We start from the raw sequence: 13,994 nt of genomic DNA, 5'->3' as shown, positions 1-13,994 counted from the left end.
GGTTGCGCTCGTTCTTCTCGGCGGTTTCACGCAATTGGCGGTTGGTCTCGCGCACCATGACCAAACCGATGAGGATGATCGAGGTCAGTGCCAGCAAGCCCAATACGTAGCCGCCGATAGTGTCCAGATCACGCCCGCCTGCAAGATTTTCAAAGCCTGTGGCCAGGTGGGAAGCTTCATCGAGCAGGGTTTGCGAGAGGCTGAAAATGTTGGTGGCCGATTCGCGAACCTTGAACAGCTCCGGCGAGGTTTCGAGGATTTCATCCACCGAGCCGGAGACGAATTCAAACAGCTCGGAAATTTCCACCAGTCGAGCGCGGGCTTCGCGGTCTTCGACCTGACTGACCCTCAGCGTCTGGTTTCCCTGCAACATGCCGTTGAGCACCTGACCAAACCGGGCCGCGTCTCGACCGAAGGCATCGGCGGCCTGTTGCGAGTTTTCATCGCCCGACAACACGGTGTTCACCGCGCCGAGGATCCGCTCGGCCAGCAGCGACTGACGCTGGGCCATGGCCACCTGCGCGGACGGCGCGCCCCGCTGCAGAAGGGTTTCCACGACTTTCTCGTACTCGACCTGCAATTGCGGCACCGTCTCGGCGAGTGTCGCGGCCACTTGGTGCAGGGACAATACGGTCTGTTCGCTGGAGAGAATGGCGTCGGTGTTTTTCAGCAGGCGCTCCCAGTCCATTTGCACCGCGCGCATTTCCGGGCGCACGGTGGACGGCGCTGGCGGCAGGCCAGTGGCTGGGTCGCCTTTCTTCAGATAACCCCAGCGCCGGGCAAAATCATTGCGCGCATCGCTGAGCAACTTGAACGCGGCGGCCTTGCCGGAGGCGGCTTCGGTGGCATTCTTGGCAATGCGCTGGGACAGCACGCGCAGTTCACCAGCGTGCCCGATGTACTGCTTGTCGTACGTCGCCTGGGTGTTGAGGTGAGCGAAGTTGGCGAACAGCAGCATGATGAACACGATCAGCGCGATAAAAAGCGCGACGATTTGCGAACGACTGCGCGAAGCTTCCGGCTTGCCTGTTTTTGCTTTTATCATCGGTAACCAACACCCTTTAAAGCTTGCCGAAGGACCTGTGGGAGCGAGCCTGCTCGCGGAAGCGGTGGCTTAGTCGACATCTATGTTGGCAGTGAGTCCGTGATCGCGAGCAGGCTCACTCCTACAAGGTCTGCGTTTAAATCGCGACATGTCGGAAGTCTTGCGACTGCACCAACGCAAACGGGCTGAATACCTGCCAGGTCTGTTCGCGCTGGAATCTGCCGCTGATAAACGCCGACATCGGCCCGTGCAGGTCATCCATCAACACCGGCTCCAGCGTGTCTTGGGCAAAGTGTTGGAGACCGAACACTTCATCGACCAGCAACCCGGCGAATACCTCATTATGTTCCACCACCAACACGCGCCGTTGTTTACGCGACGACGACAGTTCCTGACCGACAAACGCGCACAGATCCATGATCGGCAACAACCGCCCGCGCAGGTTCGCCACACCTTTGACCCAAGGCTTTACCCCGGGCAGCTGGGTGAATCCGGGTTCATGCAGCACTTCGCCGATCTCGCCCATGGGCGCGACGTACCCGTGTTCCCCGAGGCGAAAACCGATACCGCTCCAGCGGTCCTGTCGGCTAGGCTGGGACGGCAAGTCCGCCACCAGCAAGCGACAGCGCTGATCGATCTGCAGCAGCAGTTCGAATGCGGTCAGCGATTCGCTCATGGCCGGCTGATCAAGGGGTCAGCACTTTGTTCAGGGTGGCGATCAGGGTTTCTTCATCGACCGGTTTCGTCAGGTAATCCTTGGCGCCCTGGCGAGTGCCCCAGACCTTGTCGGTGTCCTGATCCTTGGTGGTGATGATGATCACCGGGATGTGCCCGGTGTCCGGGTCTTTGGTCAGCTGACGCGTGGCCTGAAAACCGTTGAGGCCGGGCATGACGATGTCCATCAGCACCGCGTCGGGTTTTTCCTGGCGAGCCAGGGCCACGCCGTCGGCGCCGTTTTCCGCTTTCAACACTTCATGGCCATGCTTTTCCAGCATGCCAGTCAGTTTGTACATTTCGGTCGGCGAATCATCGACGATCAGAATTCGTGCCATGGTTTTCCCCATTTTTCTTGTCGACGCCGGGCCCGCTGGCCAAGCGTCATGGTGCGTGTCCTACTGCGGCAGAACGGCGGCGAAGCCCGGTACATGGGCCTGTATCGCGTTCAGCAGTTCATCCTTGCTGAACGGCTTGGTCAAAAACTGATCGGAGCCGACGATGCGACCCTTGGCCTTGTCGAACAGCCCGTCCTTGGACGACAGCATAATCACTGGCGTCGACTTGAACGCGCTGTTGTTCTTGATCAACGCGCAGGTCTGATAGCCATCCAGGCGCGGCATCATGATGTCGACAAAGATGATCCCGGGATGATGGTCGGCAATCTTCGCCAGCGCATCGAAACCGTCGATGGCCGTGATCACTTCACACCCCACATTCTTCAAAAGCGTTTCAGCGGTGCGGCGAATCGTTTTTGAATCGTCGATCACCATGACCTTCAAGGCGCTGGAATGCTGTTCCATAAATGCTCTACCGTCGCCTTTTGCGAATCACTATGTCCGTTTGCCGTTTACCGGCGGCCTAAAACCCTTGATGCTCAAGGGCCAGCACTGCATCGCAGCCTTTTTAGCACAGTCTCCAAAACCAATCTATCGACTGACCGTCACAGTGGTTTTTCCTTGACCGGGAACACACTCAGCGCCACTCTGACGCCACTTTCATACGGCCGTTCGGCCTGATCTTCTGTAGGAGCGAGCCGGCTCGCGATGGTCGCCAACGGTGACGCGTCCTGGCAGGTTAAACGCGGTGTTTTGCAGTCTATCGCGAGCAGGCTCGCTCCCACAGGGATCGGCACAGGCCTCATCTATTTTCAGAGGAGTTACCCATGAGCGTTCGCGTCGGGATTGTCATGGACCCTATCGCTAGCATCTCCTATAAAAAGGATAGCTCGCTGGCCATGCTGCTGGCTGCGCAGAAGCGCGGCTGGGAACTGTTCTATATGGAACAGCGCGATTTGTATCAGGGTGAAGGCGAAGCCCGGGCGCGCATGCGTCCACTGAAAGTGTTCGCCAACCCGGAAAAATGGTTCGAGCTCGAAGCCGAGACCGACGCATTGCTGAGCGATCTCGACGTGATCCTGATGCGCAAGGATCCGCCGTTCGACATGGAATTCGTCTACTCCACTTACCTGCTGGAACAGGCCGAGCGCGCGGGTGTGCTGATCGTCAACAAGCCGCAAAGCCTGCGCGATTGCAATGAAAAGCTGTTCGCCACGCTGTTTCCGCAGTGCACCCCGCCGACCGTGGTCAGCCGCCGTGCCGACGTGCTGCGCGAATTTGCCGCCAGACACGGCGACGTGATCCTCAAGCCGCTGGACGGCATGGGCGGCACTTCGATCTTCCGTCACCGCGCGGGCGACCCTAACCTGTCAGTGATTCTCGAAACGCTGACCGCGCTGGGCACTCAACAAATCATGGGCCAGGCCTACCTGCCAGCGATCAAGGACGGCGACAAGCGCATCCTGATGATCGACGGCGAGCCGGTGGATTACTGCCTGGCGCGAATCCCTGCGGCGGGCGAAACACGTGGCAACCTGGCCGCTGGCGGTCGTGGCGAAGCGCGTCCGTTGAGCGACAAGGATCGCTGGATTGCCGCGCAAGTCGGCCCGACCCTGCGCGAGAAAGGCCTGCTGTTCGTCGGCCTCGACGTGATCGGCGAACACCTGACGGAAATCAACGTCACCAGCCCGACCTGCATCCGCGAGATCGACAATGCCTTTGGCACCGACATCGGCGGCCTGCTGATGGATGCGATCGAGAAGAAGCTGCAAGCCGTCAGCCTCAAGCCCGAGGTTTGATGAAAGCTGCCTGCAGCCTGTCGCTTGAAGCGCGTAGCTTGAAGCTAAAAACCAACATTGCGTTATCATGCCCAGCCCATAAAAACGCGATGTTGGTTTTTTGACCCATGACACTTCCGTCCGACCTGCCCGCTGAACTCGCCCACCGTGGCGTGCGCCCGGCCGATCGTCTCGGTTTTACCCTGTTTCTTGCAGCGCTGATTCATTTAGCGTTGCTGCTGGGCATCGGCTTTACCATGGTCGAGCCCAAGCAGATCACCCGCACGCTGGAAATCACCCTGGCCACGTTCAAGAGCGAAAAGACGCCGGAAAAGGCCGATTTCCTCGCCCAGGAAAACCAGCAAGGCAGCGGCACCCTGGACAAGAAGGCGGTGCCCAAGACCACCGAAGTTGCGCCGTTCCAGGACAACCAGGTAAAGAAAGTCACGCCGCCTCCGGCCGCCAAACCAGAAGTTCAGGAAGCGCCGCCCAAGGCTGCCGTGACCACCGTTGCGCCTAAACCGAAAAAAGCCCCGACCAAGACCGAAGCACCCAAGACCGAACCGAAGCCGGCAATTGCCGCGCCGACGTTTGACAGCTCGCAGCTGTCCAGCGACATCGCCAGCCTCGAAGCGGAACTGGCCAACGAACAACAGTTGTACGCCAAGCGCCCGCGCATCCACCGTCTGAGCGCCGCCTCGACCATGCGCGACAAAGGCGCCTGGTATAAGGACGAATGGCGCAAGAAGGTCGAGCGCATCGGCAACCTCAACTACCCCGACGAAGCGCGGCGCAAGCAGATTTACGGCAATTTGCGCCTGATGGTCTCGATCAACCGCGATGGCTCACTGTATGAAGTGCTGGTGCTGGAGTCGTCCGGGCAGCCGCTGCTGGATCAGGCGGCGCAGCGCATCGTGCGCCTTGCGGCACCGTTTTCGCCGTTTACCGGGGACTTGTCGGACATCGATCGGCTGGAAATCATCCGCACGTGGAAGTTCGCGCGTGGGGACAAGCTTTCAAGTAATTAAGCACGACACGATTCCTGTAGCAGCTGGCGAAGCCTGCGTCCGGCTGCGAAGCAGTCGTAATCGCCATAGGGTGATGTGTTCTGCCAGTTTGCGAGGACTGCGTCCTCGAACGCAGGCTTCGCCAGCTGCTACACGGAGATGCGATAGCATTTTCCTACGCATCCCCGGCTTGTCAGTTCGCCCCTCCAACGCCACACTAGCGCTCATGAAGAACGTCAGCCCCAGCTACCTCAAGCACCAATTCCTGATCGCCATGCCACACATGGCCGACCCGAATTTTGCGCACACCTTGACCTACATCGTCGAGCACACCGCCAATGGTGCTATGGGTCTCATCGTCAACCGTCCGCAAGAGCTGAGCCTGGCCGATATTCTCGAGCAACTGCGACCCGACATCGAGCCGCCAGCACTCTGCCAGCATGTGCCTATATTCATCGGCGGCCCGGTGCAGACTGATCGCGGATTTGTCCTGCACCCGTCCGGAAAAACCTTTCAGGCGACCGTTGATCTGGAAGGCGATCTTTCCCTGTCGACCTCCCAGGACGTGCTGTTCGCCATCGCCGATGGCATGGGGCCAGCGAAAAGCGTGATCGCCCTCGGCTACGCCGGTTGGGAAGCCGGCCAGCTTGAGGCCGAACTGGCCGACAACGCCTGGCTGAACTGCCCGTTCGACGCCGACATCCTGTTCAACACCAGCAGCGAATTGCGCCTCGAAGCCGCCGCCAAACACCTCGGCGTCAACCTCAGCCTGCTGACCAGCCAGGCGGGGCACGCCTGATGGCCCTGCGCCTGATTCTGGGTTTTGACTACGGCACCAAACAGATCGGCGTAGCGGTCGGCCAGGTGATTACCGGCCAGGCCCGCGAGCTGTGCACCTTGAAAGCGCAAAACGGCGTTCCCGACTGGAACCAGGTCGAAGCGCTGATCAAGGAATGGAAACCCGACGCCGTAGTGGTTGGTTTGCCGCTGAACATGGACGGCACGCCGAGCGAAATGTGCCTGCGCGCCGAGAAATTCGCCCGCCGCCTCAATGGCCGCTACAACCTGCCCTTCTATACCCACGATGAACGCCTGACCACCTTCGAAGCCAAGGGTGAACGTCGCGACCGTGGCGGACAAAAAGGCAGTTACCGCGACAACCCGGTCGATGCCATCGCCGCCGCCCTCCTGCTGCAAGGCTGGCTCGACGAAAACACCGCACTGTTCGAATCCTGAAGAGTCGCCTGCGCGTCTCTCTTAGCTGCAACAACCCGAGCCACACCTCAAGCAACACCGGCTCGGGCCCAAGAAGGAGCAACCATGAGCCTGCCCAATCCCGCCGAACTGATCAGCCAGATGGCGATCCGTCTCACGGAACATCTGCACCATCGCGGTATCAGCGAACCACGCTACATCGGCATTCGTACCGGCGGCGTCTGGGTCGCCCAGGCGCTGCTCGATGAGATGGGCAGCGACTCGCCTCTCGGCACGCTGGACGTTTCCTTTTACCGCGACGACTTCAGCCAGAACGGCCTGCACCCGCAAGTCCGCCCGTCGGCCCTGCCGTTCGAGATCGAAGGCCAGCATCTGGTACTGATCGACGACGTGCTGATGAGCGGCCGCACCATCCGCGCGGCCCTCAACGAACTGTTCGACTACGGCCGCCCGGCCAGCGTGACACTGGTCTGCCTGCTGGACCTGGACGCCGGCGAACTGCCGATCCGCCCGAACGTTGTCGGCGCGACCCTGGCCCTGGCGGCCAATCAACGCGTGAAACTGTCCGGCCCGGAACTCAAGCTCGAATTCCAGGATATCGCCCCTTAAACCTGCCCTATTGAGAGTCCCCCTCGCGATGACGCCTCTAGAAACCAAGCGCCCGCTGCAGCTCAATGATCAGGGCCAGCTGCGCCATTTCCTCTCGCTCGACGGCTTGCGCCGCGAGTTGCTGACGGAAATCCTCGACACCGCTGACTCGTTCCTCGAAGTCGGCGCCCGGGCCGTGAAGAAAGTCCCGTTGCTGCGCGGCAAGACCGTGTGCAATGTGTTTTTCGAGAACTCCACCCGCACCCGCACGACCTTCGAACTGGCGGCCCAGCGGTTGTCGGCGGACGTCATCACCCTCAACGTGTCGACGTCCTCGGCGAGCAAGGGCGAAACCCTGCTCGACACCCTGCGCAATCTCGAAGCCATGGCCGCTGACATGTTTGTCGTGCGTCACGGCGACTCCGGCGCCGCACACTTCATCGCCGAGCACGTGTGCCCGCAGGTGGCGATCATCAACGGCGGTGACGGCCGTCACGCGCACCCGACCCAAGGCATGCTGGACATGCTGACGATCCGTCGACACAAGGGTGGTTTTGAAAACCTCTCGGTGGCGATCGTGGGCGACATTCTGCATTCGCGGGTCGCGCGTTCGAACATGCTCGCTCTGAAAACCCTCGGTTGCCCGGACATCCGCGTGATCGCACCGAAGACCCTGCTGCCGATCGGTGTCGAGCAATACGGCGTGAAGGTGTACACCGACATGACCGAAGGCCTTAAAGACGTCGACGTGGTGATCATGCTGCGCTTGCAGCGCGAACGCATGACCGGCGGCCTGCTGCCGAGCGAAGGCGAGTTCTATCGCCTGTTCGGCCTGACCACCGCGCGCCTGGCCGGCGCCAAACCGGACTGCATCGTCATGCACCCGGGCCCGATCAACCGTGGCGTGGAGATTGAGTCGGCGGTGGCCGATGGTCCGCATTCGGTGATCCTCAATCAGGTGACCTACGGGATCGCCATTCGTATGGCCGTGTTGTCGATGGCCATGAGCGGGCAGACCGCCCAGCGACAATTAGAACAAAGCCAATTCGACCAGGAGAACGCCCAGTGAAGCTCAGCATCCTCGGCGCTCGCGTCATCGATCCCGTCAGCGGGCTGGATCAAGTCACCGATATTCACGTTGAAGCTTGCAAGATCATCGCGATCGGCGCCGCGCCGGCGGGCTTCGTTGCTGTCGACACGATCGACGCTCATGGGCTGATTGCAGCGCCGGGGCTGGTCGACCTGAACGTCGCCCTGCGCGAGCCGGGTTACAGCCGCAAAGGCTCGATTGTCAGCGAAACCCGCGCCGCCGCCGCTGGCGGTGTGACCAGCCTGTGCTGCCCGCCGAAAACCAAACCGGTGCTCGACACCTCGGCAGTGGCCGAACTGATCCTGGACCGTGCCCGTGAGGCCGGCAATGCCAAGGTGTTCCCTATCGGCGCGCTGAGCAAGGGCCTGGACGGTGAGCAGTTGGCCGAACTGGTCGCCTTGCGCGATGCCGGTTGTGTGGCCTTCGGCAACGGGCTGGAAAGTTTCCGCAACACGCGCACGCTTTGCCGGGCGCTGGAATACGCGGCAACATTCGACCTGACAGTGATGTTCAATTCGCAGGACCATGACCTGGCCGAAGGCGGCCTGGCGCATGAAGGCCCGACCGCCAGTTTCCTGGGATTGCCGGGCATTCCTGAAACGGCTGAGACCGTGGCGCTTGCGCGGGATCTGCTGCTGGTCGAGCAAAGTGGCGTGCGTGCTCACTTCAGCCAGCTCACCAGTGCGCGCGGCGTTGCGTTGATCGCTCAGGCCCAGGCGCGTGGTTTGCCGGTGACCGCCGATGTGGCGCTGTATCAGCTGATTCTGACCGACGAGGCGCTGATCGACTTCAGTAGCCTTTATCACGTGCAACCGCCGCTGCGGACCCGCGCGGATCGTGAAGGCCTGCGCGACGCTGTGAAATCAGGGGTGGTTTCGGCCATCTCCAGCCATCACCAGCCGCATGAGCGGGACGCCAAGCTGGCGCCGTTCGGTGCGACCGAGCCGGGCATCAGCAGTGTCGAACTGTTGCTGCCTCTGGCGATGACGCTGGTTGAGGATGGTTTGCTGGATCTGCCGACGTTGCTGGCACGTCTCAGTGCCGGGCCAGCCGAGGCGCTGCGCCTGCCGGCGGGTAAGCTGGCGGTAGGCGGGCCGGCGGACATCGTGCTGTTCGATCCGGCGGCGTCGACGGTGGCCGGTGAGACCTGGCTGTCCAGAGGTGAAAACTGCCCGTTCATTGGGCATAGCCTGCCGAGTGTGGTGCGTTACACGCTGGTGGACGGGCGGATTAGTCACCAGGCTTAAGTCCGCTCCTCGGCAATCGCCAGCAAGCCGTCTCCTACAGGTGTCACACGATTTCTGTAGGAGCCGGCTTGCTGGCGATGCTTTTACTGGAAAGCGCCGCGGTTCTGCGCGTTGCGCACAGACACCTGATCATTCAGCGTCCAGAAGTCATACAGCACCCCCAGAAAGAACAGCCCGCCCGTCACCAGATACAGCAACCCGCTGATCCACTTGCCTTGATACATCCGGTGCACACCGAACACGCCGAGGAACGTCAGCAGAATCCACGCGACGTTATATTCGATAGGTCCGGCCGTGAAACGCAGATCCGCTTCACGGTCCATGGCCGGAATCAGGAACAGGTCGATCAGCCAGCCGATGCCCAGCAACCCGAATGTGAAGAACCAGATCGTCCCGGTGACTGGCTTGCCGTAATAGAAACGGTGAGCGCCGGTAAAGCCGAGAATCCACAGCAAATAACCAATGAGTTTGCTGTGCGTGTTCTGACGCGGAACGGGAGTTTGATAGGTGTTCATTTAAGCCTCGATGCACACGATAGATAAATATTGTTGAATTCTTTGTGACTTTTTTACAATCGGCCGACGTACGGTCGTCCACACTGTGAGTCTGTTAAAGCCTTGTCGCTCTTAACTTTTGTCCGACAACGACGACGAATTCGAGTTTGTTTGGTTCCCCTGGCCCATGGCCGAATCGACAAACGGGCCCGGAATGGGCAAAAAAGCTGTTATAAAGTTGCGCGCTAACCTATATGAGCCCTGCCGAATGCGTCCATTTTTCAAGACATGGCTAACCATCTGCCTGTTAATGCCACTGGCCGCCCACGCCACCAATCGTGAGCAACGTCTTCCCAACGTCAATGGTTTCACCCCTAAATCCCATGTTTCTGCTCCAGCGAGCAAGAACAAGCAAACTGCAAAACGTCCGACCCAGCTGAGCAAAGCCAACAGCAAACTTGTGCCTCCGATGGGGACCAAGGAAAGCAGCAACGTGTTGAGCCGCGCGGTAAACGTGCTCGGTACGCCTTATCGTTGGGGCGGCAGCAGCCCAAGTAAAGGCTTCGATTGCAGCGGGCTGGTGAAATACGCGTTCAACGACGCCACTTTTGACCTGCCACGCACTTCCAATGCCATGGCCACAGGGCATGGCGAGAAAGTCGATCGCAAGGACCTGAAACCGGGCGACCTGATTTTCTTCAATATCAAGAGCCGTCGGGTCAATCACGTCGCCATTTACCTTGGCAACGACCGCTTTATCCATGCGCCTCGCCGTGGCAAGTCGGTGACCATCGATACACTCAAGAAGCCTTACTGGCAGAGCCATTACGTGGTTGCCAAGCGTGTTCTGCCGAAAGAGAAGAGCAGGCTTCAGGTTGTTCAGCGCTGATTGTTGATGCTCTAAAGATGAGCATTTGTGGCGAGGGGACTTGCTCCCGCTGGGCTGCGGAGCGGCCCCAGAAAAAAGAATGCGAGCGCTGCGCACTCGAGCGGGAGCAAGCTCCCTCGCCACAGTCTGCATCCCTGCGAATCCTGCATCCCTGCAATCCGCCTCAAAAATTATCCGGCGTGCGCGCCTTCTCCCGCGCATGTTCGCGAGTGATCAAGCCCTTGCTCAGCAAATCCTTCAAGCACATATCCAGCGTCTGCATCCCCAGATTCCCGCCGGTTTGAATCGACGAGTACATCTGCGCCACCTTGTCCTCGCGAATCAGGTTACGGATCGCCGAAGTGCCGAGCATGATTTCATGCGCGGCAATACGCCCGCCGCCCACCTTCTTCACCAGCGCCTGCGAGACCACGGCCAGCAACGACTCGGACAACATCGAGCGCACCATCGACTTCTCGTCGCCCGGGAACACGTCCACTACCCGGTCAATGGTCTTGGCTGCAGACGTAGTGTGGAGGGTGCCGAACACCAAGTGACCGGTTTCGGCCGCCGTCAGGGCAAGGCGAATGGTTTCCAGGTCACGCATTTCACCCACCAGAATCACATCCGGGTCTTCGCGCAACGCCGAGCGCAACGCGGTGGAAAAACTGCGTGTATCACGGTGGACTTCGCGCTGATTGATCAGGCATTTGCGCGATTCGTGAACGAACTCGATCGGGTCTTCGATGGTGAGAATGTGGTGATGGCGATGGTTGTTCAGGTAATCGATCATCGCCGCCAGGGTTGTCGACTTGCCGGACCCGGTCGGACCCGTCACCAGCACCAGGCCACGGGGCGACTCGGTAATGCGGCGAAACACTTCGCCCATGCCCAGGTCATCCATGGTCAATACTTTCGACGGGATGGTCCGGAACACCGCGCCCGCACCGCGATTCTGATTGAACGCATTGACCCGAAAACGCGCCACGCCGGGCACGTCGAAGGAAAAGTCGGTTTCCAGATTCTTTTCGAAGTCCACCCGCTGGGTGTCGTTCATGATGTCGTAGATCAGCTCTTGAACCTGCTTGTGATCCAGTGCCGGCAGGTTGATGCGCCGCACATCACCGTCGACGCGGATCATCGGTGGCAGGCCGGCTGACAGGTGCAGGTCGGACGCGCCTTGTTTGGCGCTGAAAGCCAGCAGCTCAGTGATATCCATAGCGCTCCTCAATTCCAGTAGAATGCCGCGAACTCTGACCCGCTGGCGCACATTGAATGTCCACGATAGCAGACAACATCGCTCAGGTTACTTCGCGCATACACGCCGCAGTCCTCGCCGCCCACCGCGATGCGCACAGCGTGCAACTGCTGGCAGTGAGCAAGACCAAGCCGGCCGAGGCGCTGCGTGAAGCCTGTGCCGCCGGAATCCGCAATTTTGGCGAGAACTATCTGCAGGAAGCCTTGAGCAAACAGCTCGAGTTGGCGGACCTGCCCTTGATCTGGCACTTCATCGGCCCCACTCAGTCGAACAAGACTCGCGCAATTGCCGAGCACTTCGCCTGGGTGCATTCCGTGGATCGTTTGAAAATCGCACAACGCCTGTCCGAACAACGCCCCACCGATTTGCCGCCACTGAACATCTGCATTCAGGTCAACGTCAGCGGTGAAGCCAGCAAATCCGGCTGCACCCCTGCCGATCTGCCGGCGCTGGCCAAGGCTATCAGCGAACTGCCCCGCCTCACGTTGCGCGGGTTGATGGCAATTCCCGAGCCGACTGAAGACCGCGCCGCGCAGGATGCGGCATTTGCTGCCGTACAAAGCCTGCAGGCCAGCCTCAATCTGCCGCTCGACACACTTTCCATGGGCATGAGCCACGACCTCGAATCGGCCATCGCCATGGGCGCTACGTGGGTTCGTGTCGGTACGGCCCTGTTTGGGGCCCGCGACTATCATCAGCCTTGATCCATGGCCGCCTCTTCTCTTTATAAGGACCTGACATGAGCAACACTCGTATTGCCTTCATCGGTGCCGGCAACATGGCCGCCAGCCTTATCGGCGGGCTGCGTGCCAAGGGCCTGGATGCCGGACAGATCCGCGCCAGCGACCCGGGCGCCGAGACCCGCGCCAAAGTGAACGCTGAACATGGTATCGAAGTATTCGCCGACAACGCCGAAGCCATCAAAGACGCAGACGTCGTGGTGCTGGCGGTCAAACCCCAGGCGATGAAAGCCGTCTGCGAGGCGATTCGTCCAAGCCTGAAACCGACCCAACTGGTCGTCTCAATTGCCGCCGGCATTACCTGCGCCAGCATGAACAACTGGCTCGGCGCCCAACCGATTGTGCGCTGCATGCCCAATACCCCGGCGCTGCTGCGTCAGGGTGTGAGCGGCTTGTTCGCCACCGCTGAAGTGACGGCAGAGCAACGCCAACAGGCGGAAGAGCTGCTTTCTGCAGTCGGCATCGCCCTGTGGCTCAATGAAGAACAACAGCTGGACGCGGTCACTGCGGTGTCCGGTTCCGGCCCTGCGTACTTCTTCCTGTTGATCGAAGCGATGACCGCTGCCGGCGTCAAGCTTGGCCTTCCGGCAGACATCGCGGCACAACTGACCGTGCAAACCGCTCTGGGCGCCGCGCACATGGCGGTGGCCAGCGAAGTCGACGCGGCTGAACTGCGTCGCCGCGTGACCTCGCCGGCGGGCACCACGGAAGCTGCAATCAAGTCATTCCAGGCCGGGGGCTTCGAATCCCTGGTTGAAAAAGCACTCGGCGCCGCTGCGCACCGCTCGGCCGAAATGGCCGAACAACTAGGTCAATAAGGAGCCTTACATGATTGGATTGAACACTGCAGCGGTCTACGTGCTGCAAACCCTCGGCAGCCTGTATTTGCTGATCGTGCTCCTGCGCTTCGTACTGCAACTGGTGCGCGCGAACTTCTACAACCCTCTTTGCCAGTTCATCGTCAAAGCCACACAACCGCTGCTCAAGCCTCTGCGCCGGATCATTCCGAGCATGTTCGGTCTGGACATGTCTTCGCTGGTGCTGGCCATCCTGGTGCAACTGGCGCTGATGGCCCTGACGCTGCTGCTGACTTACGGCACCACCGGTAACCCGCTGCAATTGTTCATCTGGTCGTTGATCGGCGTGACCGCGCTGTTCCTGAAGATTTTCTTCTTTGCGCTGATCATCAGCGTCATCCTGTCCTGGGTCGCGCCCGGCAGCCACAACCCTGGCGCTGAACTGGTGAACGACATCTGCGAGCCGGCTCTGGCGCCGTTCCGCAAGATCATTCCGAACCTCGGCGGCCTGGACATCTCGCCGATCCTCGCGTTTCTGGTGCTCAAGCTGATCGACATGCTGGTGATCAACAACCTCGCGGCCATGACGATGATGCCGGAGATCCTGCGCCTGTTGATGTAACCAGCGCTGTTCCCTGTGGCGAGGGAGCTTGCTCCCGCTGGGCTGCACCTGTGGGAGCTGCCGCAGGCTGCGATCTTTTGATTCTGATCCTTCACTTGAGACTCAAGCATCAGGGGGAAGATCGCAGCCTCGTTGCACTCGACAGCTCCTACGGGGGCCTCTTCGCGCCCCAGCGGGAGCAAGCTCCCTCGCC

At 60.3% G+C, this 13,994-nt stretch carries 17 protein-coding genes; 11 read left to right on the top strand and 6 right to left on the bottom strand.

What is annotated here, in order from left to right:
- The 4 genes from DU29_RS0118250 to pilG form a co-directional block, all read right to left on the bottom strand.
- A partial coding sequence (locus tag DU29_RS0118250) for a type IV pili methyl-accepting chemotaxis transducer N-terminal domain-containing protein (protein WP_028622968.1) occupies window positions 1–1,045 on the bottom strand: 1,045 nt, incomplete at its 3' end.
- Between the two features lie 136 nt (window positions 1,046–1,181).
- Entirely contained in the window at window positions 1,182–1,721 is a 540-nt protein-coding gene (locus DU29_RS0118245) for a chemotaxis protein CheW (protein ID WP_028622967.1), read from the bottom strand.
- 10 nt (window positions 1,722–1,731) lie between these two features.
- The gene (gene pilH / locus DU29_RS0118240) at window positions 1,732–2,097 is read right to left on the bottom strand and encodes a twitching motility response regulator PilH (protein WP_028622966.1); all 366 of its coding nucleotides are present in this window, start codon (window positions 2,095–2,097) and stop codon (window positions 1,732–1,734) included.
- A gap of 60 nt (window positions 2,098–2,157) precedes the next feature.
- A complete protein-coding gene (gene pilG, locus DU29_RS0118235; RefSeq protein ID WP_028622965.1) occupies window positions 2,158–2,562 on the bottom strand; it encodes a twitching motility response regulator PilG in 405 nt (134 codons plus the stop codon).
- Window positions 2,563–2,924: 362 nt separating this feature from the next.
- Here pilG and gshB point away from each other — a divergent pair, with 362 nt between their 5' ends.
- The 7 genes from gshB (at window position 2,925) to DU29_RS0118195 (ending at window position 9,022) form a co-directional block, all read left to right on the top strand.
- Window positions 2,925–3,896 carry a glutathione synthase gene (gene gshB, locus DU29_RS0118230; RefSeq protein ID WP_028622964.1) on the top strand — a complete coding sequence of 324 codons (972 nt, stop codon included), beginning with the start codon at window positions 2,925–2,927 and terminating at the stop codon, window positions 3,894–3,896.
- 107 nt (window positions 3,897–4,003) lie between these two features.
- Window positions 4,004–4,903 (top strand): energy transducer TonB, encoded by a 900-nt coding sequence (locus DU29_RS0118220; protein WP_028622963.1) that lies wholly within the window; start codon window positions 4,004–4,006, stop codon window positions 4,901–4,903.
- A 205-nt stretch (window positions 4,904–5,108) separates the two neighbouring features.
- Window positions 5,109–5,681 carry a YqgE/AlgH family protein gene (locus DU29_RS0118215; protein ID WP_028622962.1) on the top strand — a complete coding sequence of 191 codons (573 nt, stop codon included), beginning with the start codon at window positions 5,109–5,111 and terminating at the stop codon, window positions 5,679–5,681.
- Window positions 5,681–6,118 carry a Holliday junction resolvase RuvX gene (ruvX, locus tag DU29_RS0118210; RefSeq protein WP_003213744.1) on the top strand — a complete coding sequence of 146 codons (438 nt, stop codon included), beginning with the start codon at window positions 5,681–5,683 and terminating at the stop codon, window positions 6,116–6,118. Before DU29_RS0118215 ends, ruvX begins: the two co-directional genes overlap by 1 nt.
- Before the next feature lie 84 nt (window positions 6,119–6,202).
- On the top strand, window positions 6,203–6,706 hold the full coding sequence (gene pyrR, locus DU29_RS0118205) for a bifunctional pyr operon transcriptional regulator/uracil phosphoribosyltransferase PyrR (protein WP_028622961.1): 504 nt from the start codon (window positions 6,203–6,205) through the stop codon (window positions 6,704–6,706).
- Window positions 6,707–6,734: 28 nt separating this feature from the next.
- Window positions 6,735–7,754: an aspartate carbamoyltransferase catalytic subunit gene (locus tag DU29_RS0118200; protein WP_028622960.1), complete on the top strand. Its 1,020-nt coding sequence runs from the start codon at window positions 6,735–6,737 to the stop codon at window positions 7,752–7,754.
- The gene (locus DU29_RS0118195) at window positions 7,751–9,022 is read left to right on the top strand and encodes a dihydroorotase (RefSeq protein WP_028622959.1); all 1,272 of its coding nucleotides are present in this window, start codon (window positions 7,751–7,753) and stop codon (window positions 9,020–9,022) included. Before DU29_RS0118200 ends, DU29_RS0118195 begins: the two co-directional genes overlap by 4 nt.
- A gap of 83 nt (window positions 9,023–9,105) precedes the next feature.
- Here the strand turns inward: DU29_RS0118195 and DU29_RS0118190 are convergent, their stop codons facing one another.
- Complete coding sequence (locus DU29_RS0118190; RefSeq protein WP_028622958.1) at window positions 9,106–9,537, bottom strand: NINE protein; 432 nt, start codon at window positions 9,535–9,537, stop codon at window positions 9,106–9,108.
- Between the two features lie 247 nt (window positions 9,538–9,784).
- Here DU29_RS0118190 and DU29_RS0118185 point away from each other — a divergent pair, with 247 nt between their 5' ends.
- Complete coding sequence (locus tag DU29_RS0118185; RefSeq protein WP_028622957.1) at window positions 9,785–10,405, top strand: C40 family peptidase; 621 nt, start codon at window positions 9,785–9,787, stop codon at window positions 10,403–10,405.
- Window positions 10,406–10,568: 163 nt separating this feature from the next.
- Here the strand turns inward: DU29_RS0118185 and DU29_RS0118180 are convergent, their stop codons facing one another.
- Window positions 10,569–11,603, bottom strand: coding sequence for a type IV pilus twitching motility protein PilT (locus tag DU29_RS0118180; protein WP_028622956.1), 1,035 nt, complete (start codon window positions 11,601–11,603; stop codon window positions 10,569–10,571).
- 56 nt (window positions 11,604–11,659) lie between these two features.
- Here DU29_RS0118180 and DU29_RS0118175 point away from each other — a divergent pair, with 56 nt between their 5' ends.
- From DU29_RS0118175 to DU29_RS0118165, 3 genes are read left to right on the top strand one after another with little or no spacing between them, the layout of a single operon-like run.
- Window positions 11,660–12,346: a YggS family pyridoxal phosphate-dependent enzyme gene (locus tag DU29_RS0118175; protein WP_028622955.1), complete on the top strand. Its 687-nt coding sequence runs from the start codon at window positions 11,660–11,662 to the stop codon at window positions 12,344–12,346.
- A gap of 35 nt (window positions 12,347–12,381) precedes the next feature.
- Window positions 12,382–13,200: a pyrroline-5-carboxylate reductase gene (proC, locus tag DU29_RS0118170; RefSeq protein WP_028622954.1), complete on the top strand. Its 819-nt coding sequence runs from the start codon at window positions 12,382–12,384 to the stop codon at window positions 13,198–13,200.
- Between the two features lie 10 nt (window positions 13,201–13,210).
- Window positions 13,211–13,801 carry a YggT family protein gene (locus DU29_RS0118165; RefSeq protein ID WP_028622953.1) on the top strand — a complete coding sequence of 197 codons (591 nt, stop codon included), beginning with the start codon at window positions 13,211–13,213 and terminating at the stop codon, window positions 13,799–13,801.
- The last annotated feature ends 193 nt before the right edge of the window (window positions 13,802–13,994 follow it).

Source organism: Pseudomonas sp. Ant30-3 (assembly GCF_000690905.1).
Classification (GTDB): Bacteria; Pseudomonadota; Gammaproteobacteria; order Pseudomonadales; family Pseudomonadaceae; genus Aquipseudomonas.
Note: the sequence above shows the minus strand (reverse complement) of the source record. Positions and strands in the feature narration are given on the sequence as shown.